Genomic DNA, 18,233 nt, shown 5'->3' with positions numbered 1-18,233 from the left:
TTTTTATTCTGACTTCTATTCTGCAACACTATTATTCACATTGACTGAACGTAAATCAGGTAATCCTTGGTAGACCTCTTTACTGTGCCATTGTGTTCCCCACTGTTCTGGCATCTGAATAATATTTTTATCAATGTGAGGAGCATAAAGAGAAATAAACTCATGCATATAATCTTTCATATGGGTATGTTTACTGACACAAATATGGGTGTAACTCGGTTGCACTAAATGATCGATATTAATACATTTTAATGCGTCACCATCTTCAGTCTCATCATAAGAGGCGGTGGCAATAACACCGATACCTAAATGTCGCTTAACATAGTATTTAATAATCTCTGTATCCGTCGCTGTTAATGCTACTTTGGGCTTAAGATTATTTTTATAAAATACCTTGTCTAATTTAGATCCTCTTGTAAAACCAAAAACATAGGTAATCAATGGATACTCTGCCATTTGTTCGATAGTAACCTGCTCATCATCTTTCAATAAGGCAAGAGGATGATCATAAGGAACTAATAAACTACGAGTCCAGCGGTAACAAGGCAATGTAATCAGATCTTCATAAAGGTGCATAGACTCTGTTGCGATAGCAAAATCCACATCGCCGTTTTTAACCATTTCTGCTAATTGAGCTGGTGCGCCTTGATGAAAATGTAGTGAAATATTAGGGTAATAGTGACGAAAATGATCAATCACATTCGGCAATGAATAACGTATTTGAGTGTGTGTTGTCGCAATATGTAAATCGACTTTTTTATTACGATCTTCTTCAGCCACAATGCTTTTGATTCGATCAACTTGCCCAAGAATATCACAAGCAATTTTATGGACTTCTTTACCCATCGGACTTAATGCTAATAAATTATTATTTTTACGCACAAACAGTGACACACTGAGCTCATCTTCTAATATTTTTAGTTGCTTACTGATTGTCGGTTGAGAGGTGTAGAGTTTTTCAGCCGCATTAGTAATGTTGAAATTATTTTTTACGACTTCAACAAAGCTTTTCAGTTGATTAATATTCATAGAGGTACCCGGGTTAATTTGCACAAATGCGCGGTTAATTATTAATTTTTATTCTAAATATGAGCACTAGATAAACTATCTTTAATATTTCTGTCGTGATATCTCGTCATACTATCTTGATTTAATCTTATAATAAGAATAGCGAGATCTATTCTATTATCCACACATTCACTTTAACTATTCGAAAGAATAATAAAGCAAAATAAGGTGTTATTATTTTCTACTTATCTATCAATCTTTGTATTATGCACAATGCTCATATAAATGCGTTAGCCTGAATCAAAAAAACAGAAAAAGGATATAACACACTGTTATTAAAACAAAAAACAAATTTGTTTTTTCATTTATTTTTGCGAAGCTTTCAATTGCCTTAACGCAAATAACCCGTCAATAACGCCATAAATTTTACAGAAAAGCAGAATTACGTTATGATATTGATCAGGTTTTAATACTTAGAGGCTCTGTTTTGTTATATCAAAACAACAAAGAAAACATTCTAATATCTTATTCAATCTCATCTATACTTAATAAATATTCTCTTATCTATTAGCTTAATACCACTATTTAAATTTAAACTTAGTAGAAGTAAGCTGTTTTTTAGTGAATTTTTATTACTCATTCTTCTCGCTAACAAATAGTCACTTCATTTCTTTTAATTAATTGAACAACAAGAAATTACGAATACCTTAATAAAGGTCACTTAATATGAAAATGAAGAAAAAAAGAAACAAACCGCTAAGAATCAATGATATAACTATTATTGATGATAGTAAGCTTAAAAAAGCGATTACGGCGGCAGCATTAGGTAATGCCATGGAATGGTTTGACTTTGGTGTCTATGGCTTCCTTGCATATGTCTTAGGTCAAGTATTCTTCCCTGGCGCATCACCCGGTGTACAGATGATTGCTGCCCTTGCCACATTCTCAGTACCATTCCTTGTAAGACCGTTAGGGGGTGTCGTATTTGGGATGCTTGGGGATAAATTTGGTCGTCAGAAAGTGTTATCTGTTACCATCATCATTATGGCACTCAGTACATTTGCCATCGGTCTTATTCCTGCTTATGAAACTATCGGTATTTGGGCACCAGTCTTATTATTACTCGCTAAATTAGCACAAGGTTTCTCTATTGGTGGTGAATATTCAGGCGCTGCGATTTTCGTTGCTGAATACTCACCCGACCGTAAACGTGGATTTATGGGAAGCTGGTTAGACTTTGGTTCTATTGCTGGTTTTGTTATGGGTGCAGGTGTTGTTGTACTTATCTCGACTATCCTTGGAGAAACAGCATTCCATGAGTGGGGATGGCGTATCCCATTCTTCTTAGCATTACCATTAGGTCTTATTGGTCTATATTTACGCCATGCTTTAGAAGAAACCCCAGCATTCCAACAACACGTCGATGAAATGAATAGCGACGATCGTAAATCTATCCAAGATCCACCTCGTGTTTCATTACGTGAAATTGCATCAAAATATTGGAAAAGCTTAACCGTCTGTGTAGGTTTGGTGATTGCCACTAATGTTACCTACTATATGTTATTAACTTATATGCCGAGTTATTTATCTCATAACTTAAATTATTCGGCAGACCATGGTGTGCTGATCATCATCGCGATTATGATAGGTATGTTGTTTGTACAACCTGTCATTGGGTTATTGAGTGATAAAATTGGCCGTAAACCGTTTGTTATTGGTGGCAGTATTGGTTTGTTTGTCCTTGCTTACCCTGCGTTTATGATGATTAACAGTGATGAAATCGGTTTAATTTTCTTAGGATTATTAATTCTTGCAGTTTTACTCAACTGTTTTACTGGGGTTATGGCATCAATCTTACCGGCTATTTTCCCAACCCATATTCGTTATAGTGCATTAGCAATTGCTTTTAATATTTCAGTATTAATTGCAGGGGCCACACCAACAGCAGCAGCTTGGTTAGTTGAAGCAACCGGTGATTTATATATGCCAGCTTATTATCTGATGATTGTCGCTGTTGTCGGTTTGATAACCGGTATCAAGATGATCGAAACTGCAAATAAACCTTTACGAGGTGCAACACCTGCGGCATCAGATAAATCAGAGGCAAAAGAAATTCTCTCTGAACATTATGATAATATCGAACAACGTGTTGAAGATATTGAAGCAGAAATCGAAGCATTACAGAAAAAACGCCAATCCCTTATCGATCAACATCCTAAGTTAGATTAAGAGAGGTTACATGCACCCGTCCCCTGTTCATTTAGTTTGGTTTCGTCATGATTTAAGAGTGACAGATAACAAGGCACTCTTTCACGCTTGCCAAGATAAACAAGCACAGGTGCATGCTATTTTCACCGTAACGCCTGAACAATGGAAAGCCCATAATATGGCTTTGTCATGTCAGGCGTTTATTCATAATGCGTTGCTGGATCTTTCAACTTCACTAGCAAAACTCAATATTCCACTGACAATAGTAATTAGCGATACTTATTCAAATGCAGCCGATAAAGTGGCTGAGTATTGCCAACAACATCACGTCACTGCGCTTTTTTTCAATCACCAATATGCCCTTAATGAACAACGCCGTGATAAAAAAGTCACTGAGTTACTAAAGAATAAGACAACCGTTTATACTTATCATGACAATGTGTTTATTCCACCAGGTAATGTAGTTACCCAACAAGGAGAGATGTTCAAGGTTTTTACTCCCTTTAGAAATGCATTTTTGCGGCTCTTTGTTTCACAAGATAACGCTTCGTTACCTATCCCAGAGATAAGAACACATCAAAAAGCGGTATCGCCTTTAAAAGCACCACTATTTTCACTTGAAAATACAAGCTCGCTCTCTTTTATCTCCACTGAAGAAGAGGCACTTAAACGCTTAAAACAATTCTGTTACGAAAGCGTGCCACATTATGCAAAATGGCGAGACATCCCTGCTGTTGATGGTACAAGTCGATTATCCCCTTATCTTTCAATTGGATTATTGTCTATTCGCCAATGTTTTAATCGCCTTTACCAAACTGAACCTAATTTCTTAGAAAACAATACATCGGGTGCATTTGTTTGGTTTAATGAACTTATTTGGCGAGAATTTTACCAACACTTAATTGTGGCAAATCCTAATTTATGTAAACACATTGCCTTTCAGCTTTGGACAGAAAAAATCAATTGGCGTAACAACCAAGATGAATTTAATGCTTGGACTCAAGGCTCAACAGGTTTTCCTATTATTGATGCTGCAATGCGACAGCTTAACCAAACAGGTTGGATGCATAACCGCTTACGTATGCTCACAGCAAGTTTTCTTATCAAAGATTTGTTGATTGATTGGCGTTGGGGTGAACGTTATTTTATGTCACAACTCATTGATGGTGATTTTGCATCAAATAATGGGGGTTGGCAGTGGGCTGCATCAACAGGAACGGATGCCGTACCTTATTTTCGAATTTTCAATCCCACAACCCAAGGCCGTAAGTTCGATCCCGATGGCGAATTTATCCGTCATTGGCTTCCTGAGCTAGCCAGTGTGCCGAGCCGATATATTCACACACCTCACGAATGGGCGGCAAAAACCAATAATCCTCTTGATTATCCATTACCGATAGTTGATCACGCCAAAGCACGAATAAGAGCGATTGAGTCTTATGAAAAAGCAAAAAAATAAAATCAATAGTAGTAATAAGAGATAAAAAAACAGCGCTGTTATTCAGCGCTGTTTTTCTTTTTAAATACTGATGACTCTAGCCTGTATTACGCATACCAGCAGCAATACCTGCAATAGTAACCATTAGTGCTTGTTCAATACGCGGATCAGACTCGCTATGAGTACGAGAGCGCTGTAATAATTCAGCCTGAAGCACATTCAATGGATCAGTATATACATTACGCAGTGCAATAGATTCAGCAACCCATGGCAAATCTGCCATTAAGTGTTCATCTTTTGAAATTGCCAAGACACTCTTAATATCATCAGAAAGTTGCTGACGCAATTTTGCGCCTAATGGCCATAAACGTTCGTCTACTAAGCGTTGATCATAGTATTCCGCTAACCATAAATCTGCTTTCGCATACACCATCTCTAACATCGCAATACGTGTATTAAAGAACGGCCAGTTCTCACACATATCGTCTAATACCGCTTGTTTTCCGCTATCAATTTCATGTTGTAATGCGGCTCCAGCCCCCAACCAAGCAGGTAACATTAGGCGGTTTTGAGTCCATGCGAAGATCCACGGAATAGCGCGCAACGTTTCAACACCACCGGTAGGACGGCGTTTTGCAGGACGTGAACCTAATGGTAGTTTGCCCAACTCACCTTCTGGGGTTGCTGCTCTAAAATAAGGCACAAAGTCTTCTTCCCCTCGTACATAGTCACGATACATCGCACAAGAAACGTCAGACAATGAATCCATCACTTCAATCCAAGGGGCTTTGGGCTCTGGTGGTGGCAATAAATTCGCTTCTAAGATTGCACCTGCATAGTGAGCAAGGCTACTGATGGTGACTTGTGGTAACCCAAACTTAAAGCGGATCATTTCGCCTTGTTCCGTCACACGCAGGCCACCTTTCAAGCTTCCCGGTGGTTGAGAAAGTAATGCCGCATGAGCGGGTGCACCGCCACGACCAATCGTACCGCCACGTCCATGAAATAGTGTTAATGTCACACCTGATTTTTCACAAAGTTTGATTAATGCATCTTGAGCACGATATTGCGCCCATGATGCCGCCATCACACCCGCATCTTTTGCTGAGTCTGAATAACCAATCATCACCATTTGTTTATCATCGATTAAATCGCGATACCAAGGAATATCAAACAAACGAGTCATCACGCTTTCAGCGTTATTTAAGTCTTCAAGTGTTTCAAATAACGGGGCAACAGGTAATCGGATATCCGCACCCGCTTCTTTCAATAATAGCTTTACAGCTAATACATCAGAAGGCACTTTTGCCATTGAGATGACATAAGAAGCGATAGAGTCTTTAGGTGATTGCGCAATAACACGACAAGTCTCAAAGACTTCTTGTGTTGGGGCACTAGGTTGCCAATTCGTCGGAATAAGAGGACGCTTAGAGTTTAATTCTTCCAATAAGAATGTTTGTTTTTGCTCTTCAGACCAATTCGCGTAATCACCAAGTTCTAAATATTGTGTTAATTCAGAGAGCGCTTCTGTGTGATTAGTACTTTCTTGGCGAATATCAAGCTTAACTAGCTGTAAGCCAAAACAACGGATTCGACGTAATGTATCTAACAGCTGCCCATTAGCGATAATACGCATACCACACTGAGTCAGTGACTGATAACACGCATACAGTGGTTCCCAAAGCTCTGCGTTATCAATTAATAATCCTTCCGGTGGCAAAGATTGTTGGCCTTTAATGCGTTGTTCTAAATAATCACGGGTCACTTGTAAGCGAGTACGCAATTGTTTAGCTATTTCACGATAAGGCTCTGCAACATCAGCACCACCCGCCAATTCACGCAGTTCCGGTGTACTTTCTGTCATCGAAAGTTCCGAAACAAGAACTTGGATATCATTTAAGAATAAATCAGCGGCTTTCCAACGGCTTAATAGCAAAGCGTGGCGTGTGATCTCAGCTGTAACGTTTGGGTTACCATCACGGTCTCCGCCCATCCATGAGGTAAAACGAATAGGAGAAGCTTCTACGGGTAAGTTGTAATCAATGGATTCTTTAAGCTGCTCATTAAATTCACGTAAAAAAGCAGGGACACCTTCCCATAAACTATTTTCAACAACCGCAAAACCCCATTTTGCTTCATCAATTGGTGTTGGGCGAATTTTTCTAATTTCATCAGTATGCCATGATTGGGCCACTAACTGGCGCAGACGGCGCATAATATTAGTACGCTCGTAATCCGCTAAATCATCGTGATCGAGTTGAGATAAACAGGTATTCACTTCAACCAACTTATGAATAAGTGTACGACGTGCAATTTCGGTTGGGTGTGCCGTTAATACCAGCTCAATAGAGATTTGCTCTACGGCTTCTTTTAATTGCTCGTCGGTAAAATTCTTATCTTTTAGTCGAGAGATTAATTTCGCCAATGCCACCGGATTACTCGCAGCTTCACCATGAGGTGAAATGCTATGGTATTGTTCGGCTACATTCGTCAGGTTCAAGAATTGATTGAATGCTCTAGCAACGGGTAATAATTCATCATTAGAGAGATTCTGTAACGTGAGTAACAGCTTTTGTCGCTGCACTTCATTACCTGCTCGTGATGATTTAGATAGTTTTCGAATAGATTCAACCTTATCTAAAATTTCTTCACCAAGTGCTTCTTTTATCGTATCTCCAAGTAGCTTGCCAAGCATACTGACATTGCTACGCATAGCAGAATATTGTTGATTCATGAGACTCCTGACCTTGTCTTTGTGGCGGTAACAACATGCATCTTCCTATCAGAAAAGTCATGTCCTCCCAGTTGTGTAATTAACTTTCATTTCTGATGTGACTTTATTTTGATTTTTGTGATAAGCCACACTGCTTTTTTTACTTAGCCTACTATTCATATCAGAAAATAATCGTTTTGGGGGATTTTTCTGAAATTTAATTACGGCTTTAGTGTTATAAGAATGACTAATATTCACGCTGTTCTAACTCAATTTTATCAAGAATAAGGACATTTTTTCGTTTCTTATCTACTACGAAGAGTTTTTTACTAGAAAGAGGGAGATACGTGAAAATTTATCTGGTGAGAAATTTAGATGATTTTTTTTAATATTGATAAATTGTCTGGTAGATTTTACCATTTTTTAATTTTTCACCCCCATGTGTTATAACGAATTACTCTATCTCATACCTTATTTTTCCTATCTTTTTTTACTCACTCTGTCAGATTAAGACTTTTATTACCAAATAGGTCGATGCTTTATTTCGTTTTCTCTTTATGATCATTGTCAATAAAGCAAACCATCGTTGTTCAAAATAAAATCAATGTAAATATCTAGAACACTTAGATCACTATTTCCGTTATCAGACAGGGGAAGCCGATGACAAATGAATTAATTAATGCTTTTTCTATCATAAAATCTAAAAAATGGGTCGATTTAACACATAGTTTTGATAAAGATTCACCCCATTTTTTTATGTTCGATCCCGCTAACTTCAAAACTCTTTTTGACTATCAAGATGGTTTTTTCGCGCAACAATTTACCTTTCCGGGTCAATACGGTACACATATTGATGCCCCTTGCCACTTTGTGCCTAATACTCGTTATTTGCATGAACTAGAACTTAAAGAGTTAGTGTTGCCTTTGATAGTTATTGACCAATCTGAACGTGCAAATATTGATGCGAATTTTTCATTTTCTAAAGATGATATTCTTGAGTTTGAAGAAAAATACGGTGAAATTGAAGCAGGTACTTTTGTTGCTTTACGCACAGATTGGAGCAAACGTTGGCCATCACAAGAAGCGATGGATAATAAAAATGAGGAAGGCCAGAATCAAATTCCTGGCTGGGGTCTTGATGCATTAAAATTCTTATTTGAAGAGCGAAAAGTTAAAGCCATCGGCCATGAAACCTTTGATACAGATCCAGCAAAAGAATTTCATAAAAATAATGCGTTATTAGGTGAATATTATATTTTGGAGCAAGACACTTATCAGATTGAGCTAATGACTAATTTAGATCAATTACCAACACGTGGAGCCGTTATTTTTAATATCGTAGCTAAACCTAATAATGCCAGTGGCTTTCCTGTGCGGTCTTTTGCTATTTTACCTTAAGATTTTACGATAAAAATAAAGCGCTGGTATTCAGCGCTTTACGTTAATTAAAACATATTCATTTTTTCAATGAATCGACTTTCTTTTCAACATCTTCTTTTAGCTCAGACGTCTTATGTTTCACATCATGAGCGGTTTCTGATATTTTCTCTTCTGCTCGATGTTTTACCTCCGTCGCTTTGTCTTTTAATTGATCTATCTGTTTTTCGATCTTTGACATTTATGACTCCTTTGTGACTAGAGATAGCTTAAGTATAGCCCAATTTTAAAATAAGCAAGTGTCATAGCTCACTCTTTTCATCTACTCGGCTAAGTTTATCTTTGCTTTTACTTCGCTTTGAAATTTTTTCTAAATAACCCATGACAAATGCAGATAAAACGAAGGTTAGGTGCAACACGACATACCATAATAATTTATTATCAGGGATATTCTTTAAATCCATAAAAACCCCCAATAAATGAATAGATGAAATTGCAACAATAGAGGCTGCTACTTTATTTTTTAGGGACTCAGCATCCATTTTCCCTAGCCAAGAAAGCTCCTTTTGATCCCTTTCAATTTCCATATTAGAAATAAAATTCTCATACCCTGAGAAAATGACCATAATCAATAATCCACCCACTAGCGCTAAATCAATTAAAGATAATAAATGTAAAACAAGCGTAGCCTCGGATAAGGAAAGAATATTAGGCAAGATTTCATACATTGACTGAAAAAATTTAATCGTTAGTGCCAATAGCCCTAATGACAAACCAATATAGACAGGTGCAAATAGCCAACGAGAGCGATACATCCATTTTTCTACAACTTTGTTCATAATTCCTCTCTATCTACGCAAGAATAAAAACTTCCTTGAGTATAGAGGAGAAAAAAATACACAGAAAACTATCAGCAATAAAAATTACTGATAGTTTCTTATTAATAATGAAAATATCGTTTTACAATAACTGAGAAAGGCGATTTAAATCTGACTGAATTGCGCCAGCGGTCACATCTCTTCCTGCTCCCGGTCCTCTTATGACCAGTGGGTTATCACGATACCAACGACTTTCAATCGCAAACAAATTATCTCCGGGTAACAATGATGCCAGTGGATGATCTTTTCTTACTGCTTCCACACCCACTTTGGCTTTTCCATTGGCATCAAAACGCGCGATATACCGCAATACCATATCCATTTCATTTGCAGCAGCTAATCGCTGTGCCATCTGCTCATTGATCAACGCGCTGTTATCAAAGAACGCTTCTAGCGAACCCGTTTCAGCTTGTACAGGCACTAAAGATTCAACTCGTACTTGTTCAGGCTCGATGTCATAACCCGCTTCACGAGCAAGAATAACCAGCTTACGCATGACATCTTGTCCTGATAAATCAATTCGCGGATCAGGCTCTGTTAACCCTTGTTGCCATGCTTGTTCTACCAATTCACTAAACGGTACAGAGCCATCAAATTGTAAGAATAACCACGATAATGTACCTGAGAAAATACCACTAATTGATAAAATGGAATCACCACTTTCACGTAAATCGCGCACAGTATGGTTAATCGGTAAACCGGCGCCTACAGTGGCATTATATAACCAGTGACGACCAGTTTTAGAGAAAGCGTCTCGTGTGGTGCGATAGCGTAAACTTGATGCAGATCCTGCAATTTTATTAGCGCTAATAACATGAAAACCATAGCTGGCAAAATCTTCATAAGATGTAGCAAGGGACTCATTGGCTGTAATATCAACAACCACTAAATCATCATAAGGGTGTGCTCTCATCCAAAGATAAAGTGATTCTTCAGTATGTTCTGTTGCTTCATCATCAAAGAAAGCCAAAGCACGACTAGGATCAATCCCTTGATAATCAAGTAAACTACGGCGACTATCAACGACACCTGCAAGAATAAACTCGAAATCACTACGTGCGGATAACGGCTCTTGTTCACGAGCAAACAATTCTAACCAACGAGAGCCAATATTCCCTTTACCAAACAGCACTAAGCCAATTTGTTTTTCAGCTCTAAATAATGTTTGATGCAAACCTTGTAATAAATGCTCAGTATAATTGCGCAATACAGCGACTAAGCTGATATTATCTTCAGCATGCCAAATAAATTCAACCGGTTGATCTTTAAGTTGCTGATAAAAACGATGGCAATGCAATGGATTTTTACACACACCTGCACCCACTAACGCCACTAAAGAGAACCCTTCTCGTAAATGTAATTTCCCCGGCAAAACGGCATCTTGTAATACATCTAAAGCACTGTTAGCCACTTCACTGGTATAACAAAGTTGTAAAAGTTGGCTATCTTTATCCACGCCAGTTGCTAAAGGACGGATTTGCGCACGCTTAAGTAATTCATCAACTTCTTTTGCTACTTGCTCAAAGTTTTGATGGGATGAGAGTTGTAGTTCAATTAAACAAACATCGTCATGGCTTGTGACTATCTTCGCACCCGTTCCTGATGCTAAGACACGTTCTATGCGAGTAGACCCCTGCTCTGGTTGATAACTACAACGAAGTTGCAAATCAATGTTACTACCTGATACGGGTTGCAATGTACGTGTATGTAACACGGGGGCGGCTAAACGCGCCAATTCACTGGCTTCATCTAAGCGTAATAGAGGTAATAAGCAGGCATCTTTAACTTTACGTGGGTCAGCACTGTATACCCCCGCAACATCACTCCAAATTGTGACTTTACCGACATCAGCTAAAGCACCCACTTGTGTAGCAGAGTAGTCACTACCGTTACGACCCAATAAAACCGTTTCACCTTGTTGGTTACGACTAATAAAACCAGTGACGACAAAACGGCTTTCAGGATATTTAGCTAATAGTGATTGTAATAATGGCCGAGATAACGCTTCGTTCACTTGAGGTTGTGCGGCTCGTTCAGCACACAAAAATTCACGTGCATCTAACCACACACTAGGTAAACCTTGCTCTGTAAGCAAACTTGCCATTAATCTTGCAGACCAGATTTCGCCGTGGCCGACAACTTCAGCATAAGTTGCATCTGTAATAGGTTTATCAAGCAAATAACTCAAACGTTCGAGATCAGCAATAAAGGCTTGAGAGAGAAGTTCTGCATTCTCTTTTGAAAGAAGTCCTTCAATTAATGATAATTGGTAACGTCGTAATGTTTGCTGAACTTGATGCGCTGAGATACGATCATTCTGACTCAGCTTGAGCCAGCTAATTAGCTGATTAGTTGTTGATCCTGCAGCTGAAACCACCATAAGATCATTAGGTTGGCTATAGTTCGTCATGATATTCACGACACGTTGATAACATTTTATGTCCGCAAGACTGCTACCACCGAATTTATGTAACTGACGGCAAATCGGCTCCGCCTGTTGTGTAATCGCCACTACGCTCATGATCCATGGTTACCTTTTAGTTGCTGCATCAAACGCACTTTGCAAATCGTTGATTAAATCCTGACTATCTTCAATACCCACCGAGATACGAAGTAATGAGGGACTTATCCCTGCTGTGTTTTTCGCTTCTTCTGACATACCTGCATGTGTCATGGTGGCTGGGTGACAAATTAAGGTCTCTACCCCACCTAAAGATTCTGCCAGTGTAAAGAGTGTTAATTGAGATAAAAAGTGTTTAATCACATCCAATCCCCCTTTTAACTCAAAACTTAACATCGCACCGAAACCTTGCTGCTGTTTTTTTGCTATTTGATGACCTGCATGATTTTCCAGTGCGGGGTAATATATTTTCTCGACTAAAGGTTGTGTCTGTAAAAATGCCACTAATGCCTGTGCATTTTCTTGTTGAAGTCGAATTCGAGGCACTAATGTTCTTATGCCACGTAATAATAAATAGCTATCAAATGCGCCAGAAGTGACACCAATATTATTCGCCCACCAGCTTAGCTCCTCAAGTTGTTTCTGACACTGACAGATAACAACACCTGCCACAATATCAGAATGCCCGTTAAGGTATTTTGTACAGGAATGCACAACGATATCTGCACCTAATGTTAACGGTTTTTGCAAAACAGGGCTCATAAAGGTGTTATCCGCCACCACTAAAGCCCCTTGTTGATGAGCCAATTCACTGATCTTTTGAATATCCGTTATTCTCAGTAATGGGTTGCTAGGTGTCTCAATAAAAACAATTTTAGGCTTGTGAGCTAAAGCTTGTTGTAATGCAACATCATCATTTTGGTCAACAAAAATGACACGATAAGCGCCACGTTCTTGTTGGCTGTTAAAAAGGCGATAACTTCCCCCATAACAATCATGAGGCGCAACAATGACGTCGCCAGGTTTTAGAAAAACCGTACAAATTAAATGAATAGCTGACATTCCACTGCTAGTGACAACTGCACCCACTCCACCTTCTAGTTCGGCTAATGTCTTTTGCACCATATCTCGAGTTGGATTACCTCGGCGAGAATAATCATGTTCGCGAGGCTGATTAAACTCTAAAAAATTATAGGTACTAGAAAGATAGATAGGCGGTACGACACAACCAAATTGAGTGTCTTCATTTAGCCCATTATGGATAGCAATTGTTGCTGTTTTCTTCGTCATACAGGCACCTTGTCACAGCGATAAGTGGGAAAGTCGACAACAGCATATCTAATTAGACACCAAGACGTCAACACATCTAGACATCTAAACTCCTTTACGGATAGATTAAGTAATGAAATAATAGCCAAATTAAGGATATCACCAGTGACTATCACTTTTTCTCTCACCTTCAGTCAGAAGAGTCGGTGGTTTTAGAAAAGTCATGATAAACTGGTATCGCCCATCAGAATAAGGGTTAACCCTGTTCTGACTTCAACTAAATGATATTAATAAAGGTAATCCATGGCTGAATGGAACGGTGAATATATCAGCCCTTACGCTGAGCATGGCAAAAAGAGTGAGCAAGTTAAGAAAATCACAGTTTCAATTCCGTTGAAAGTGTTGAAAATTTTGACCGATGAACGCACTCGCCGTCAGGTTAATAACCTAAAACATGCAACCAATAGTGAATTATTGTGTGAAGCATTTTTGCACGCATTTACCGGACAGCCTCTGCCAAATGATGAAGACTTACGTAAAGAACGTAACGATGAAATCCCTGAAGAGGCAAAAGAAATAATGCGCCAGCGCGGGGTTGATCCCGATACTTGGGAGTATTAATCAGCGCCAGTTTTTGATTTATTGCTTGATTAACACGAACAAAAAAGCCCAAAGCAAAAACTTTAGGCTTCAGATTATGCCCCCTTAGCTTTTAGCGAGAGGGGGTTCTTTAGGTATGCTTTCCAATCAACCGCATAGGTCTATTTGTCATCACCCTAGGCGAGCTATACGCGAACTTGCTTCATCAAGATGACGACGTAATGCTTTAAGGCATGGAGAAAAATTGTCAGAAAAACAATTACAGCTCTCAGCTAAAGTATAAAACTGCTCGGCTAACTCTAAACATTCCCGCCAAATTTCACCACTGATCCCATCAAGTAATGTCACTGGACGAAGTGTATTGACTATTTCACCACCGGACTTAGGTGCAAATCCCATTGGTAAAATATCGTAGGCAGGTGAAATCTCATATGGGCGGCCATGTCTACTGATAAACGATAAATTGCCATGATGCATATCAGTATTTCCAATCAACATACCAAATGCCCAACGGCGTGCCGTGCTAATCGCAGCATCAGGATGAACGCGTTTTTGCTTAATTAGCTCATTAACTAATACTGGCCAAGGCTCCCTTGCCCGTCCTATAAACTCGGCATCTAGTGCTTGTAAAGAAAAAACGCCTATACGGCCTAGTGGACCTACACGGTCAAATCGTGGGATTTCGAGGAAGCGTTGCCCTTCAAAATCAAATACCTCTGTTTCAACGCCAAGTACTTTTAATGCCAAGTGCTCAGCTTGAAGTAGATCACGCCAACGCTCACTAACAGCATTATTGTTAGGCGCCGTAAATTTTACGATAACATGACCTTGCTCTGTATAGGCACAGAATTTGGGTTGCTCCCCACCCGCGGATGAACCAGGATCTTCTCCCGAACTAACGGCTCGTGCTAATGTGGGAAAAGTTTTATCACGCTCAACAATTTCTGGTGTCTGCATACCCAAAAATTGATCTCTTGCCTGCTCTCCTATTAGCAGATTTCCCACTGCATCATGCCCATGAGTCAATAATGCTCTAATTATATCTGTATCAGACCAACGATCGGGGTTTTGAGGTAAACCAAGCTCAGCCGAATAGGCAGAAGCATAAGCTCTCCCAAGATATCCTTGGGGGCGCATATCCAATAACCACCACGGCAAACCTTCACTATGTCGGTTCACATTGTCTATCCGCTCCATGACGAAACCTTCTGGGAAAACTGGCGTCAATTTACCTAGTGGCTTGACCTTACCTTCTTCATTTATGCGATAAATAGGAACTGAATTAAAGCCACGGGAACTATCGCGTAAAGTATATTGAATAGAAGCTCCCGAACCAATTCTAACAATATCGTCACCTAGCGCATTTAATGCCCGTGACAATGTTGGCTGGCTAATATTCAAAATATCAGTAAGTTGCCTTGCTGACCTAGGTTCATTACGTAATATTTTCCGTATCAATTCAGAGCGTATTGTCATGATATTAATTGCTTTATGAATAAGTAAGTGAATAGATGAATGAATAGATAATTTATCAATTGTGATCTGGCTTGTCACTATCAAAAGCGTTATCTAAAAAGAGAATACTTTGCCCATAAAAAAAGCCCAAAGCAAAAACTTTGGGCTTTTTTTCAATTCCGAACTGTCTGCAAGATGCCAGACTAGGCTGACATCTTGTGACAACAAATATCTTATTTGCTGCCTGGAATTTTGAAGCGTTTGTTGAACAGATCAACACGACCACCAGTTGCAACATCACGTTGTTTACCAGTATAGAATGGGTGGCATTTGTCACAAACGTCCAGATTCAGGTTATGACCCGCAGTGGAGTTGATTTTCATAACGTTACCGCAAGAACAAGATGCAGTAATTTCTTCGTATTTAGGATGGATATCTTTTTGCATGGAAAACCTCTACTAAGGCCGTGTCGCCATTCAGCCCACAGCCGAACACCACACGTCGTGTTGATTGAAATTAAGTGTTTGGTAATTTATCTACCAAAGGGGGCGGATCATACAGAATATCGACTAAACGCGCAATGAAATCTGCACACTTTTTGTGATATTCTTAAAGACACCTTTTCGCTAAAACTCTCGGAAACCCTGATATGACCATAGTTCAGGTGATTTTACCTGTACCACTATTTTCCTCTTTTGATTATCTGTTACCAGAAGGGATGGATGCACCTGTTATCGGTAGTCGGGTGATCGTGCCTTTTGGTAATAAACGCCGCTCTCTTGGTATTGTCAAAGGACTCAGCACACACAGTGAGTTTCCTATCGAAAAGCTAAAGCCTATTGATGAGCTCCTTGATAGCGAAACGCTCTTTCCTGGTGTTTTGTGGGATATGTTAAATTGGGCATCGGCGTATTACCACTATCCGTTAGGGGAAGTGTTATTTCACGCCATGCCAATTTTGTTACGACAAGGAAAACCCGCAGAATTCACACCACTATGGCAATGGTACGCCACTGAAGAGGGACTTAATCTTGACCTCAATAGTTTAAAAGGTGCAAAAAAACAGCAACAAGCATTAGCGGCGCTTCGCCGTACACCATTATATCGCCATCAACTTGATGAATTTGAGATCACCACAGCAACACTCAACAACTTAAAAAAGAAAGCCTTTGCAGATCTCCGTCCTATTCAACCTGCTCCTATACACTGGCACAATGATCTTACTGTTCAAGGCGAACGGTTTAAATTAAATACTGAACAAGCTATTGCCGTAGGTGCGATCACTGCACAGGCCAATCAATTCTCACCTTGGTTATTATTGGGCATTACAGGTTCAGGTAAAACAGAAGTTTATTTAAGTGTATTAGAAAAAATTCTCGCGGAAGGTAAACAAGCATTGATTCTCGTGCCTGAGATTGGCTTAACACCTCAAACCATTCGTCGTTTTAAGGCGCGCTTTAATGCGCCTGTTGATGTGCTTCATTCAGGATTAAATGATACTGAACGCTTAGCCGTTTGGTTACGAGCAAAACGCGGTGATAATGCCATTATTATTGGTACACGATCAGCGCTCCTCACCCCTTTCCAGCATCTTGGTATTATCATTATCGATGAAGAGCATGATGGTTCTTATAAACAACAAGATGGTTGGCGTTACCATGCACGTGACCTCGCTGTTTTCCGTGCAAAACAAGAAAATATTCCTATCGTGATGGGAACCGCAACGCCATCAATTGAAACCAGTTTTAATGTTGAGCAAAAAAAATATCAACAACTCACTCTAACTCAACGTGCAGGCAATGCAAAACCTGCAACCGAGCATTTAATTGATTTAAAAGGCCAACCACTCACAACAGGGTTGTCTCCAATTCTTATTAAAGCAATCAAAGAGCACCTTAATGCGGGTAACCAAGTTATGCTCTTCTTAAATCGCCGAGGATTTTCGCCCGCATTGTTATGTCATGAATGTGGTTGGATAGCAGAATGCCCCCGCTGTGATCACTATTATACGATCCATCAAAAACATGGCATGTTACGTTGCCATCAATGTGATAGTCAGCGACGAATTCCAGCACAATGCCCACAATGTGGCTCAACAAATTTAATACCCGTAGGATTAGGAACAGAGCAACTTGAGCAAGGGATTGGTGAATTATTTCCTGATACACCAATAACGCGAATTGATAAAGATACAACAAGCCGCAAAGGCGCTTTAGAACAACAACTGGAAGATATTTATCAAGGTGGCTCACGTATTCTTATTGGTACACAGATGTTAGCCAAAGGGCATCACTTCCCTGATGTCACCTTAGTGGCTTTACTGGATGTTGATGGCGCGCTGTTCTCCAGTGATTTCCGTGCGGCCGAACGCTTTGCCCAGCTTTATACACAAGTATCAGGCCGTGCAGGCCGAGCAGGTAAGCAAGGCGCGGTATATTTACAAACTCACCAGCCAGATCACCCTCTGCTGCTGACACTATTAGAAAAAGGTTATGACGCTTTCACGAAAGAAGCTTTACAGGAGCGACAAGCCACTTTTTTACCGCCTTATTCTAGTCATATTATGATCCGCTCTGAAGATCACAATAATCAACGTGCCCCCCAGTTCTTGCGACAGCTTAAGCAGTTTTTTGAACAACACCCAATGCGAGATACTAATTTATGGGTAATGGGGCCTGTTCCGGCAATTCAAGCTAAACGAGGTGGAAATTATCGTTGGCAATTATTGCTCCAACATCCTTCGCGGAGTTATTTACAAAAATTAATGTCTGTCACTTATCCTCAGATTGTCGCCTTACCTGAAAGTAAAAAAGTGAAATGGAATATTGATGTTGACCCAACAGATTGTTAAGGATCTTCTCTACCAAACTTGACTATATTTTAGCC

Annotated in this window: 13 protein-coding genes; 5 read left to right on the top strand and 8 right to left on the bottom strand. The window is 39.5% G+C overall.

Annotation, left to right across the window (positions count from 1 at the left end):
- Positions 1-15: 15 nt before the first annotated feature.
- Positions 16-1,029, bottom strand: a complete 1,014-nt coding sequence (locus H1225_RS16395; RefSeq protein WP_072064642.1) for a LysR substrate-binding domain-containing protein — start codon at positions 1,027-1,029, stop codon at positions 16-18.
- A 705-nt stretch (positions 1,030-1,734) separates the two neighbouring features.
- Here H1225_RS16395 and proP point away from each other — a divergent pair.
- Both proP and phrB read left to right on the top strand, forming a co-directional pair.
- Positions 1,735-3,237, top strand: coding sequence for a glycine betaine/L-proline transporter ProP (gene proP / locus H1225_RS16390; protein WP_006534128.1), 1,503 nt, complete (start codon positions 1,735-1,737; stop codon positions 3,235-3,237).
- A 10-nt stretch (positions 3,238-3,247) separates the two neighbouring features.
- Positions 3,248-4,675 carry a deoxyribodipyrimidine photo-lyase gene (gene phrB, locus H1225_RS16385; protein ID WP_109848274.1) on the top strand — a complete coding sequence of 476 codons (1,428 nt, stop codon included), beginning with the start codon at positions 3,248-3,250 and terminating at the stop codon, positions 4,673-4,675.
- 76 nt (positions 4,676-4,751) lie between these two features.
- Here phrB and ppc read toward each other — a convergent pair whose 3' ends face one another.
- The gene (gene ppc, locus H1225_RS16380; protein WP_109398895.1) at positions 4,752-7,388 is read right to left on the bottom strand and encodes a phosphoenolpyruvate carboxylase; all 2,637 of its coding nucleotides are present in this window, start codon (positions 7,386-7,388) and stop codon (positions 4,752-4,754) included.
- A 639-nt stretch (positions 7,389-8,027) separates the two neighbouring features.
- On the opposite strand from ppc, the gene H1225_RS16375 reads away from it, so the two are divergent.
- On the top strand, positions 8,028-8,765 hold the full coding sequence (locus H1225_RS16375; protein ID WP_109398896.1) for a cyclase family protein: 738 nt from the start codon (positions 8,028-8,030) through the stop codon (positions 8,763-8,765).
- A gap of 58 nt (positions 8,766-8,823) precedes the next feature.
- On the opposite strand, the gene H1225_RS16370 is transcribed toward H1225_RS16375, so the two are convergent.
- The 4 genes from H1225_RS16370 to metB all read right to left on the bottom strand — a co-directional run bounded on the left by H1225_RS16370 (position 8,824) and on the right by metB (position 13,313).
- Entirely contained in the window at positions 8,824-8,985 is a 162-nt protein-coding gene (locus tag H1225_RS16370) for a YtxH domain-containing protein (RefSeq protein WP_006534135.1), read from the bottom strand.
- 61 nt (positions 8,986-9,046) lie between these two features.
- A complete protein-coding gene (locus tag H1225_RS16365; protein ID WP_109398897.1) occupies positions 9,047-9,583 on the bottom strand; it encodes a TIGR00645 family protein in 537 nt (178 codons plus the stop codon).
- A gap of 121 nt (positions 9,584-9,704) precedes the next feature.
- The gene (locus H1225_RS16360; protein WP_239739302.1) at positions 9,705-12,143 is read right to left on the bottom strand and encodes a bifunctional aspartate kinase/homoserine dehydrogenase II; all 2,439 of its coding nucleotides are present in this window, start codon (positions 12,141-12,143) and stop codon (positions 9,705-9,707) included.
- Between the two features lie 9 nt (positions 12,144-12,152).
- A complete protein-coding gene (metB, locus tag H1225_RS16355; RefSeq protein ID WP_006534138.1) occupies positions 12,153-13,313 on the bottom strand; it encodes a cystathionine gamma-synthase in 1,161 nt (386 codons plus the stop codon).
- A gap of 282 nt (positions 13,314-13,595) precedes the next feature.
- On the opposite strand from metB, the gene metJ reads away from it, so the two are divergent.
- A complete protein-coding gene (metJ, locus tag H1225_RS16350) occupies positions 13,596-13,913 on the top strand; it encodes a met regulon transcriptional regulator MetJ (RefSeq protein WP_006534139.1) in 318 nt (105 codons plus the stop codon).
- 150 nt (positions 13,914-14,063) lie between these two features.
- Here metJ and yjjJ read toward each other — a convergent pair whose 3' ends face one another.
- Positions 14,064-15,368, bottom strand: coding sequence for a type II toxin-antitoxin system HipA family toxin YjjJ (gene yjjJ, locus H1225_RS16345; protein ID WP_161727307.1), 1,305 nt, complete (start codon positions 15,366-15,368; stop codon positions 14,064-14,066).
- Between the two features lie 212 nt (positions 15,369-15,580).
- Positions 15,581-15,793, bottom strand: a complete 213-nt coding sequence (gene rpmE, locus H1225_RS16340) for a 50S ribosomal protein L31 (protein WP_006534140.1) — start codon at positions 15,791-15,793, stop codon at positions 15,581-15,583.
- 203 nt (positions 15,794-15,996) lie between these two features.
- Here rpmE and priA point away from each other — a divergent pair, with 203 nt between their 5' ends.
- Complete coding sequence (gene priA, locus H1225_RS16335; protein ID WP_109848272.1) at positions 15,997-18,198, top strand: primosomal protein N'; 2,202 nt, start codon at positions 15,997-15,999, stop codon at positions 18,196-18,198.
- The last annotated feature ends 35 nt before the right edge of the window (positions 18,199-18,233 follow it).

The organism is Proteus penneri (genome assembly GCF_022369495.1).
Taxonomy (GTDB): Bacteria; Pseudomonadota; Gammaproteobacteria; order Enterobacterales; family Enterobacteriaceae; genus Proteus; species Proteus penneri.
This window is presented reverse-complemented; position numbering and strand designations above follow the sequence as displayed.